The sequence below is a fragment of the Hoeflea sp. genome (genome assembly GCF_039975035.1).
GTDB lineage: Bacteria > Pseudomonadota > Alphaproteobacteria > Rhizobiales > Rhizobiaceae > Hoeflea.
Map to the genome: position 1 here is coordinate 1 of NZ_JBDWHW010000060.1, position 9934 is coordinate 9934.

The window sequence follows — 9934 nt, forward strand, 5'->3', positions numbered from 1 at the left end:
GCGGTCTTGCCCCAGAGTTCGCGCCCGTCGAAGCTGACGGTGTAGACGTGCTGCGGGTTCTCGCCCCTGCCATGGGCGTTGGTATCGGGGAACACGAAGCCTTCGCGCACGGCGTCGATGACACCGAGCTTGCCGCGGGCATAGCGCGGCAGCCGGGTGTGGCCCTCGGGATGCTCGTTGATGGTGCGCACGCTGTCGCCGGCCTTGAACCTTGGCTCGGACGAGACATTCCGGTTGCACGGCCCGCCGCGCGCCAGCACACCGGCCACATCGCCGGGTCGGAGTACCTGTCTGGGTTTGACGCCGGGCCAGAGCTTGTGACCGGCTTCAATCTCGTCGGCGGAGACAAAACCGTGGCGTTCAAGCAATGTCTCCAGCGCGCGGATCCAGATTTCGTAATAACTCGCCGAATAGTAGATCGCCGGGTGCAGGCTCTCGCGGGCATGGCGGCTTTCGTCGATGTTCCATGCGCCCAGCGTGCCCGCGGCCAGCGTCAGCCCGAGCGCCCGCCGTTCCCATTCGCCATGAAACTTCGGCTCGTCGATTTCGGGCGCAACCGGGCCGAACCCCATCTGCCCGCCCAGATCATGCGGCCCGTTCATACGCCTGCTCCCGGTATGCTTACAGCGGGCCAGAGGGCTCCGGGCTCAAGTGAGCCCGGTCTTAACGCGATACCCGTGCCGATCATCGAATCGCGGGTGACCAGCCTGGCCAGTTCGTCTTCGCTCAGACCATCGGTTTCCACCGGCCGCATCGGCACCACCATGTAACGCAGTTCGGCGGTGGAATCCCACACCCGGATGCGCGTGTCTTCCGGCAGCACCAGTCCGAATTCGGCCAGTACGCCGCGCGGATTGATCACCGCCTGGCTGCGGTAGGATGGCGCCTTGTACCAGACCGGCGGCACGCCGAGCACGGTCCACGGATAACACGAGCACAGAGTGCAGACGATCAGGTTGTGGGTGTCGTCCGTGTTGAACACCGCCTGCATGTGCTCGCCCTGACGGCCGGTATAACCCAGCGATGCGATGGCCGCGGTGGCGTCGCGTTTCAGCCAGTCGGCGAATTTCGGATCGACCCAGGCCTTGGCCACCACACGGGCGCCGTTGCGCGGCCCTACCTTATGCTCATAGGTCTCGACAATGGCGTCGACCGCGGCGGGGTCGATCAGACCTTTCTCGGTCAGGATCGTCTCAAGCGCCCTGACCCGAGCCGCGAAGGGATCGAGATCATTGTCGTGGTGGTGGTCGTGGCCGTGGTGTTCAGCATCATGGGTCATGACAGCAGGTTAGTCCTCCAAAACCGTTACCGCAACATCGGCCACAGGCTCGCCACCAGCAGTATGGCCATGGTGATGTTGAACCATTTGAGCCGGACCGGGTCGGACAGCCAGGAGCGCAGCACCGAGCCGAAGCCGGCCCAGGTGAAGACCGCCGGGAAATTGGTCAGGATGAACGCCAGACCGACCAGAAACACCGTGAGCGCGTAGCGGTCGGGGTTGGTGTAGATCGTCATCGCGGTGACGGCCATCACCCAGGCCTTCGGATTGACCCACTGGAACGCCGCCGCCTGCAGGAAGGTCAGAGGCTGCTCGCCAACCTTGCCGTCGGGCATGGCCCGCGACATGCCGATCTTCCAGGCGATGTAGACAAGATAGGCAGCGCCCGCGACCTTGAGCGCTGTGTAGAGAACCGGCAGCGTGGCCAGCAGCGCCCCAAGGCCGAAGCCGACGCCAAGCAGCAGCGAGAAGAAGCCGGCACCGATGCCGACCATGTGCGGGAAGGTGCGGCGGAACCCGAAATTCACGCCCGAGGCAAACAGCATCATGGTGTTCGGCCCCGGCGTCACCGAGGTGACGAAGGCGAAGACGATGAGCGACAGAAAAGTTTCCAGTACCATATCCGTTCCCGTCGGCTGAATGCCGGCCTATGGTTGATAAACCAGCTTTCGTGCGTGGCAAACAAATTGTCGTCATGCCCGCACTCCAAAATGTGATTCAACCCGGCAATCGAACCCCGGCACTGGAGACATGCATGAGCCTCCCGCTCCCCTCAGCAACTTTCCCCGATGGTCACGCCGTGCCTGCGCTCGGGCTCGGCACCTGGCACATGGGCGAGAACCGCACCGAGGTCTTAAGCGAAGTCCGCGCGCTGCAGACAGGCATCGATTGCGGCATGACGCTGATTGACACGGCGGAAATGTATGCGGGTGGCGGCGCCGAGGAAATCACCGGCGAAGCCATCATGGGCCGCCGCGATGAGGTCTTTATCGTCTCCAAGGTGATGCCTTCGAATGCCAGTTACCAAGGCACCATCGCTGCCTGCGAAGCCAGCCTCCAGCGGCTTGGTACCGACCACGTCGATCTTTACCTGCTGCACTGGCCGGGCCGGCATCCGCTGGGCAGGACTGTCGAGGCCTTCGAGGAACTGCGGAAATCCGGCAAGATTGTCCGTTGGGGCGTCTCCAACTTCGACACTGTTGCCATGCGGCAGCTGTCCGCCCTGCCCGACGGTGGCAATTGCGCCGCCAACCAGGTGCTCTACAATTTGTCGACGCGGGGCATCGAGTTTGATCTCATGCCATGGATGACCGAGAATGCCATGCCGCTGATGGCCTATTCACCGCTCGATGAAGGCCGGCTGCTGCGGCATCCGGGACTGGGAAACTTGGCCAGGCAAATCGGGGTCACGCCGGCGCAACTGGCGCTGGCCTTCCTGCTTGCCCGTGACAATGTCATTCCAATTCCGAAATCATCGAGCCCGGAACGGGTCAGGCAAAACCGTGCCAGCGCCGATATCAGGCTGACCGAAGACCAGATCCGTGAACTCGACCAGATCTTTCCGCCGCCACGCTCACGCGAGCCGCTGGCGATGATCTGAGATCACATCTGCAGATCACATGCCCTGCGGTCCGCGGTTCATCGCAGCGATGCCGGTTCGGCAGATCTCAACGAGGCCGAGCGGCTTCATGATCGAGATGAACTGTTCGATCTTGGAGACACGTCCGGTGATCTCGAAGATGAAATGCTCGGTGTTGGCGTCAATCACCTGGGCGCGGAAGGCGTCGGCGAGGCGTAGCGCCTCGACCCGGTCCTCGCCGGTGCCGGTCACCTTGACCAGGGCCAGCTCGCGTTCGAGCGGCTTGTCATGGCCAAGTTCGGCCGAGCGCACGGTGAGGTCAACCACTCGGTGAACCGGAACAATGCGCTCAAGTTGCGCCTTGACCTGTTCAAGCACGTTGGGCGTCGCGGTGGTGACGATGGTGATGCGCGAAAGATGCGCCTCATGCTCGGTCTCGGAGACCGTCAGGCTTTCGATGTTGTAGCCGCGACCGGAAAACAGGCCGATGACCCGGGCAAGAACGCCCGGCTCGTTGTCGACCAGAACCGAGAGCGTGTGGGTTTCCGGAAGGGCGGTTTCGGCGGTCATGAAATAGGCCGAACCTGTGGGCTGGTGCTGAGCGTTCATGAGATCAGTTCCTGTTCTGGTGGTGGGCTGGCTTTTTAAAACAGATGGGACCATCTGTTTCGCCAGACCACTGGCGGCTCAAACGAGCGCGCGACCTTTTGCATCAATGGCGTTGGCGACAGCTTCGTCGGTGGCTTCATCGGGCAGCAGCATATCGTTATGCGCCTTGCCCGAGGGAATCATCGGGAAGCAGTTGGCAAGAGAAACCACACGGCAATCGAAAATCACCGGCTGCGGCGTGTCGATCATTTTGGTGATCGCATCGTCGAGATCGGCGGGTTTGTCGCAGCGGATGCCGACGCCGCCATAGGCCTCGGCCAGCTTGACGAAATCCGGCATGGATTCGGTGTAGGAATGCGACAACCGGTTGCCATGCAGCAATTGCTGCCACTGGCGGACCATGCCCATGTACTGGTTGTTGAGGATGAAGATCTTGACCGGCAGCTGATACTGGACCGCACAGGACATTTCCTGGATGCACATCTGGATCGAGGCGTCGCCGGCAATGTCGATGACCAGGCTGTCGCGATGGGCCACCTGTACGCCGATGGCGGCAGGAAAGCCGTAGCCCATGGTGCCCAGACCGCCCGATGTCATCCAGCGGTTGGGCTGCTCGAAGCCATAAAACTGCGCCGCCCACATCTGGTGCTGGCCAACTTCGGTGGTGATGTAGGTGTCGCGGTCCTTGGTCAGCTCATAAAGCCGCTGGATCGCGTATTGCGGCATGATCACATCCTTGTTGGACGGATAGGCCAGCGAATTGCGCCCTCTCCATTTGGAGATCTGGGTCCACCAGTCAGCCAGCTGGCTGCGGTCGGTCTTCTTCGACGCGCGCCACAACCGGACCATGTCCTCGAGCACATGGCCGACATCGCCGACAATGCCGATCTCGGTTCTCACGATCTTGTTGATCGAGGACGGATCGATGTCGATGTGGATCTTCTTCGAATTCGGCGAGAACGCATCCAGACGTCCGGTGATGCGGTCATCGAAGCGCGCACCGATGCAGACCATGACATCGCAATCATGCATCGCCATGTTGGCTTCATAGGTGCCGTGCATGCCCAGCATGCCCATCCAGTTCTTTCCCGACGCCGGGTAGGCGCCCAGGCCCATCAGGGTCGAGGTGATCGGGAAACCGGTGAGTTCGACCAGTTCGCGCAGCAACTGGCTGGCTTCGGGGCCGGAATTGACCACGCCGCCGCCGGAATAGATGATCGGCCGCTTGGCGCCGGCCATCAGCTCGATCGCCGCACGGATCTTGTCGAGATCACCCGAGACTTTCGGCTGGTAGCTTTTCTGCTCGATCACCGGAGAAGGCGGGGTGTAGATCCCGGTGGCGAACTGAACGTCCTTAGGCACATCGACCACGACCGGGCCCGGACGGCCGGTGGTGGCGATGCGGAAGGCTTCATGAATGATGCGGGAGAGCTGGTTGACATCCTTGACCAGCCAATTGTGCTTTGTGCATGGCCGTGTGATGCCGACAGTGTCGCACTCCTGGAAAGCATCCGAACCGATCAGCGAGGTCGGCACCTGACCGGTGATGCAGACTATCGGAATCGAATCCATCAGTGCGTCCTGGAGCGCGGTGACCACATTGGTGGCGCCCGGACCCGAAGTCACCAGAACCACGCCGGGCTTGCCGGTCGAGCGCGCATAGCCTTCAGCCATGTGGCCGGCGCCCTGCTCATGGCGCACCAGAATGTGCTCGATAGCTTCCTGCTGATGCAGTTCGTCGTAAATCGGCAGAACCGCGCCGCCGGGATAGCCGAACATGTGTTCGACACCATTGTCCTTCAGCGCCTGCAATACGATTTCCGCGCCTGTCATTTCGATTTGCTTGCCGGCCATTTCGCCTGACCCCTTGTCCCGTCTGTTTGCCGGGCTGCATAGCCCGATTGAAGCCATAAAAAAAGGCTCCTTTCGGAGCCTTGTGTCGCGCATGGGTGCTTTCGCCGGGTGGCTACGCCACCCTGCCCATACGCGGTCCTACCACGAGAATGTTCGCGATCTGTGTCATGGCGACTTTCGTATCGCCTCAAACGGGCTGCGTCAACGGCTTTATTCCAATATTCGCGCGCTACAGACCCGAAATGGCAAAGCCGGCAATACCCCATTAACCCAGCGATGCGATGGTGATTGTAATGGACAGCCCGAGAACCATGGAAACCGGCATGACTTCACCACTTCCCGATACGCCCGACGAGCGCGACCGCCGCGGCACGTTCGCGGCCGGAAACCGCAAGTTGGGTCGGGTGATCGGTTGCTCCGGTTCCAAGGCCACCGTCAGCGCCTTCGCGGGAAAAGACGGTGCAGGCCTGGCGGAACTCTGGTCGGTGGGGCGGCTGATTTCGATCAGCGTCGGCGAGAACCGGGTTGTCGCACTTGTCTGTTCGATGGAAACCGATTCAGCCGCATGGTCGGAAACCGCCGACAACGTGATGCATATCGAAGTCGAATTGGTCGGCGAGATCCATACCGGCATCAGCGGAAAAACCGAATTCAGCGCCGGCATCTCGCAATATCCCTATCTCGGGGCGGTGGTGCATCGCATGCGCTCCTCCGATCTGGCGGTGATCTATGATCCAGGTGTCAGCGAAACCGCAGTCATCGGCAATCTGACGCAGGATCCCTCGCTGGGTGCGCTGATTCATGTCCCCTCCCTGTTGTCGCGCCACTTCGCGGTCGTTGGAACGACGGGCGTGGGCAAGACCACTGCGGTCACGCTGCTGTTGCACAAGGCGCTGCAGGCCGATCCGGCCTTGCGGGTGCTCATTCTCGATCCGCACAATGAATTCGCCGCCGCCTTTCCGACCCAGTCGGTGGCTATCGACACAGACACGCTGGACCTGCCGTTCTGGTTGTTCCGGCTCGAGGAATTCACCGAAGTCCTGTTCCGCGGCCGTCCCGCCATTGCAGAAGAGATCGATGTACTCCGCGATCTGATCCCTGAAGCCAAGCGGATGTTCAAGGGCAGCACCGACACGGCGCTGATCCGCCGGGGACCGGAAAAGTCCTCGCTGACAGCCGATACGCCGGTGCCCTACAGGGTCGCTGACCTGCTGGCCCTGATCGACGAACGCATCGGCAAGCTCGAAGGCCGCAGCGAGAAGCCGCATCTGCGCTCACTCAAGGTGCGCATTCAGGCGGCGATCAACGACCCGCGCTACGAATTCATGTTCTCGTCGAACACCATCCACGACACGATCCTGCAGACGATCAGCCATATCTTCCGGATCCCCGGCGACGGCAAGCCGGTGACCACGTTCCAGCTGTCGGGCATTCCGTCCGAAGTGGTCAATTCGGTCGCCTCCATCCTGTGCCGCATGGCTTTCGAGATCGCGCTGTGGAGCGCGGGCGGAGTGCGCATTCTGGTGGTCTGCGAAGAGGCCCACCGCTACGTTCCCGCCGATCCGAAACTCGGTTTTTTTCCGACCCGGCAGGCGATTTCGCGCATTGCCAAGGAAGGCCGCAAATACGGTGTCAGTCTCGGCGTGATCACCCAGCGCCCCGGCGAACTGGATCCGACGATCCTGTCCCAGTGCTCGACCGTGTTTGCCATGCGGCTGTCCAATGACCACGATCAGGAGATCATCCGGTCGGCCATTCCGGATTCGTCTGCGTCAACGCTGAGCTTTCTGTCATCCATCGGCAATGGCGAGGCGATCGCGTTCGGTGAAGCCGTGGCGGTTCCGATGCGAATGATGTTCGAACGGGTCTCGGAAGACGTCCTTCCGCGCGCCAATTCCGGTCTGCAACCGGTCAACCGGGGCGACCCGAACGGTGTCGACCTTGGAAAGATCGTGATGCGGATGCGGCATATCAACGACAGCCCAAAGCAGCAAGCTCACCAACCCGAGCCGCGGCATCAGACCGAACAACTGCCGTCGATCGACCCGGCGGAGGAATTCGGGGCCGCGCCGGCAAGACGCCGGGCTTCCGACCATGAGACTTCCGCGCCGTATGCCCACGGCCGCGGACATGCAGATGCGGCACCCGCAGCGCCCCGTCACGAACTCAGTTCGTTGCGCCCCAGCCTGCTCAAGAAGCCGCTGTCTTCGCTGTTGAAAGACTAAGATTTACCACTGCCGGGACAAGCCAGGCCGCGTCGGTCACGAGCCGGCCTTGCACCGCCGGTCGATCAAGCCGGCCGGGTCAGGCTGCGCAGACGCGGTTTCGGCCCTGGCGCTTGGCTTCATAAAGCTGCATGTCGGCGCGGCGGTAAAGTTCCTCCCCGCTTTCAACGCCATTCCAGATCGCCAGTCCGGCGCTCACGGTTATCTTCAACGTCACATTTCCATTGCGAACATTGAGTTCGGCGACAGCCTGACGAATACGGTCCGACAGGTTGTAGAGTTGCCGCTCGGTAATATTGGGCGACAGGATTGCGAACTCCTCACCGCCCAGACGAGCAACGACATCATGGTAGCGGGTATAAACCTGAAGACAGTCGGCAACCTGGCGCAGCACTTCGTCACCGACATCGTGCCCGTGCGTGTCGTTGACTTTCTTGAAGTGGTCCAGATCGAGGATGACCATGCCGATCGGCTTGTCGATCCGTCCGAACGCAGTGAGATATTCCGACAGGGCATCGTCAAAATAGCGGCGATTGTACATCCCGGTCAGGCCATCGGTGACGGCGGCATGTTCAAGCGATTGGGAACGGACCGACAGCGATTCGGTCATTTTCTGAAATTTGCCGCGCTCGCGCAGGCCGCGCGACATGATCGGATAGATCAGCAGCAAGCCGCACAGCGCCGACAGCACGGCCAATACCGCGCCCATGAAGGCAAATTTCGCGGCTGTCTCCGTGCCGCCGACCACAATGCCGCCAGTCGCGGCGGAATACGCCGCCCACGAAAATCCGCCGCCGAGGCCGACAAGCCCCATCAGCAGAAAGAAGAACAGTTCGGCCTTGTGAAAGCGCATGATCCCCAACTGTGATCTCTAAGGTTTGGCGAATATAAGCCGAACCCGTTATGTTTGACTTAACGCAATGGCCTTCCATTGGTTGTTGAGACATATTTTTGCTTATTTATGGTTGTATTTTTCCCAGCGCTCATCGAGCTGATTTCGAAACCAGGTCATCTGGCGTTTGGCGTATTGCCGGGTGGCAGCGCTGGCCAGGGCGATGGCTTCATCAAGTGAATGACGGCCCGCGAGATAACCGGCAATCTGACTGACCCCGATCGCCTTCATGGCCGGGTGCGGAGGTGGAACATTTTGTGAAATCAATTGCTTCACTTCATCGATAGCGCCCTCCTCCACCATGTTGGCGAAGCGGGTGTTGATCCGCGCGTGCAGCAGCGCCCTGTCCGGTTCAAGCACCATGCAGCGTGCAGTCAGTGGATCGACGATTTGCGCGCCGCCGCGGCCCTGAAATTCGAGGATCGATCGCCCGGTAGCGCGAACCACCTCAAGCGCGCGAAGGATGCGCTGGCGGTCGGCAGGACGGAGCCGCTGCGCCATCTTCGGATCAAGCCGGGCGAGTTCGCCATGCAGTGTCTCGACACCTTCGCTCTCCAGCCGGGCGCGCAATTGTGTGCGGAGGGCATCCGGAATTTCCGGCATCTGCGAGAGTCCGCCGGTCAGGGCGCGAAAATACAGCCCCGTGCCGCCAACCACCACCGGAAGCGCGCCTCGCGCGCGAATGGCTGCGATCGCCTCGGTGGCCTGGTCGAGCCATATCCCGGTGGAATAGGCGGTCGCCGGCGCCACATGGCCGTAGAGATGGTGCGCAACCACATCAAGATCCGCGGCGCCAGGCCGCGCGGTCAGCCTGTCGAGCACACTGTAGACCTGCATCGAGTCGGCGTTGACGATTTCGCCGCCGAGGTCGCGCGCCAGTTCCAGTGCCAGCGCGGACTTGCCGCTGGCGGTCGGCCCGGCTATCAGGAGCGCCGAGATATCTTGTCGCTGGAGAACATGTTCCATGGCCCTCGTTGCCACGCTTATCGCCAATCCGTCAAATCCCGTTCTCACTCCGGAGTTGGGCGAAGCAGCTTTCAGCGCCATCAGCAGCGCCGGCCTCTACTGGCTCGCCGATGGCATTGCCTGCGACATCGCGCTCAGGGATGGAGCCGACCCGGCGGTTGTCCTCGCCAAACTCAGGGAGGTGATTGGCGACGCAGTCATCGACGTCGCAGTGCAGGAGGCGGAAACGCGGCGCAAGAAAATCCTCATCGCCGACATGGATTCAACCATGATCGGCCAGGAGTGCATTGACGAACTTGCCGCTGAAGTCGGGCTGAAAGACAGGGTTTCGACAATCACCGCGCGGGCGATGAATGGCGAGATCGCGTTCGAACCCGCGTTGCGCGAACGGGTCGGCTTGCTCAAGGGGTTGCCCGTCGAGGTCATCGCACAGGTGATTGAAAGCCGCATCACATTGACGCCGGGAGGCCGCGAACTGGTGGCGACCATGCGCGCCAACGGTCATTACACCGCGCTTGTATCAGGCGGAT

At 61.5% G+C, this 9934-nt stretch carries 10 protein-coding genes; 3 read left to right on the forward strand and 7 right to left on the reverse strand.

The window, feature by feature from the left end:
* The 3 genes from nthB to ABJN75_RS04660 all read right to left on the reverse strand — a co-directional run.
* On the reverse strand, window positions 1-602 hold a 602-nt coding region (gene nthB, locus ABJN75_RS04650), incomplete at its 3' end, for a nitrile hydratase subunit beta (RefSeq protein WP_348437326.1).
* A complete protein-coding gene (gene nthA / locus ABJN75_RS04655) occupies window positions 599-1279 on the reverse strand; it encodes a nitrile hydratase subunit alpha (RefSeq protein WP_348437328.1) in 681 nt (226 codons plus the stop codon). The genes nthB and nthA, both read right to left, overlap by 4 nt.
* Window positions 1280-1305: 26 nt before the next feature.
* Window positions 1306-1899 (reverse strand): LysE family translocator, encoded by a 594-nt coding sequence (locus ABJN75_RS04660; protein ID WP_348437330.1) that lies wholly within the window; start codon window positions 1897-1899, stop codon window positions 1306-1308.
* Window positions 1900-2033: 134 nt separating this feature from the next.
* On the opposite strand from ABJN75_RS04660, the gene ABJN75_RS04665 reads away from it, so the two are divergent.
* Window positions 2034-2879, forward strand: a complete 846-nt coding sequence (locus tag ABJN75_RS04665) for an aldo/keto reductase (protein WP_348437332.1) — start codon at window positions 2034-2036, stop codon at window positions 2877-2879.
* 15 nt (window positions 2880-2894) lie between these two features.
* Here the strand turns inward: ABJN75_RS04665 and ilvN are convergent, their stop codons facing one another.
* Both ilvN and ABJN75_RS04675 read right to left on the reverse strand, forming a co-directional pair.
* Entirely contained in the window at window positions 2895-3467 is a 573-nt protein-coding gene (gene ilvN / locus ABJN75_RS04670; protein ID WP_348437334.1) for an acetolactate synthase small subunit, read from the reverse strand.
* Between the two features lie 78 nt (window positions 3468-3545).
* Window positions 3546-5321 carry an acetolactate synthase 3 large subunit gene (locus ABJN75_RS04675; protein WP_348437336.1) on the reverse strand — a complete coding sequence of 592 codons (1776 nt, stop codon included), beginning with the start codon at window positions 5319-5321 and terminating at the stop codon, window positions 3546-3548.
* A gap of 323 nt (window positions 5322-5644) precedes the next feature.
* Here ABJN75_RS04675 and ABJN75_RS04680 point away from each other — a divergent pair, with 323 nt between their 5' ends.
* A complete protein-coding gene (locus ABJN75_RS04680) occupies window positions 5645-7546 on the forward strand; it encodes a DUF87 domain-containing protein (RefSeq protein WP_348437338.1) in 1902 nt (633 codons plus the stop codon).
* Between the two features lie 79 nt (window positions 7547-7625).
* On the opposite strand, the gene ABJN75_RS04685 is transcribed toward ABJN75_RS04680, so the two are convergent.
* Window positions 7626-8399 (reverse strand): GGDEF domain-containing protein, encoded by a 774-nt coding sequence (locus tag ABJN75_RS04685; RefSeq protein WP_348437340.1) that lies wholly within the window; start codon window positions 8397-8399, stop codon window positions 7626-7628.
* A gap of 102 nt (window positions 8400-8501) precedes the next feature.
* Window positions 8502-9404 (reverse strand): tRNA (adenosine(37)-N6)-dimethylallyltransferase MiaA, encoded by a 903-nt coding sequence (miaA, locus tag ABJN75_RS04690; RefSeq protein ID WP_348437341.1) that lies wholly within the window; start codon window positions 9402-9404, stop codon window positions 8502-8504.
* On the opposite strand from miaA, the gene ABJN75_RS04695 reads away from it, so the two are divergent.
* Window positions 9403-9934, forward strand: a 532-nt coding sequence (locus ABJN75_RS04695) for an HAD-IB family phosphatase (RefSeq protein WP_348437343.1), incomplete at its 3' end; no start/stop codon positions are given. The two genes, miaA and ABJN75_RS04695, sit on opposite strands and share 2 nt — an antisense overlap.

Excerpts from the sequence above, each read along its gene's own strand:
- ABJN75_RS04685 (WP_348437340.1), bottom strand. The coding sequence starts at position 8,399 with ATGCGCTTTCACAAGGCCGAACTGTTCTTCTTTCTGCTGATGGGGCTT.
- ABJN75_RS04680 (WP_348437338.1), top strand. The coding sequence starts at position 5,645 with ATGACTTCACCACTTCCCGATACGCCCGACGAGCGCGACCGCCGCGGC.
- ABJN75_RS04665 (WP_348437332.1), top strand. The coding sequence starts at position 2,034 with ATGAGCCTCCCGCTCCCCTCAGCAACTTTCCCCGATGGTCACGCCGTG.
- miaA (WP_348437341.1), bottom strand. The coding sequence starts at position 9,404 with ATGGAACATGTTCTCCAGCGACAAGATATCTCGGCGCTCCTGATAGCC.
- ilvN (WP_348437334.1), bottom strand. The coding sequence starts at position 3,467 with ATGAACGCTCAGCACCAGCCCACAGGTTCGGCCTATTTCATGACCGCC.
- ABJN75_RS04675 (WP_348437336.1), bottom strand. The coding sequence starts at position 5,321 with ATGGCCGGCAAGCAAATCGAAATGACAGGCGCGGAAATCGTATTGCAG.
- ABJN75_RS04660 (WP_348437330.1), bottom strand. The coding sequence starts at position 1,899 with ATGGTACTGGAAACTTTTCTGTCGCTCATCGTCTTCGCCTTCGTCACC.
- nthA (WP_348437328.1), bottom strand. The coding sequence starts at position 1,279 with ATGACCCATGATGCTGAACACCACGGCCACGACCACCACCACGACAAT.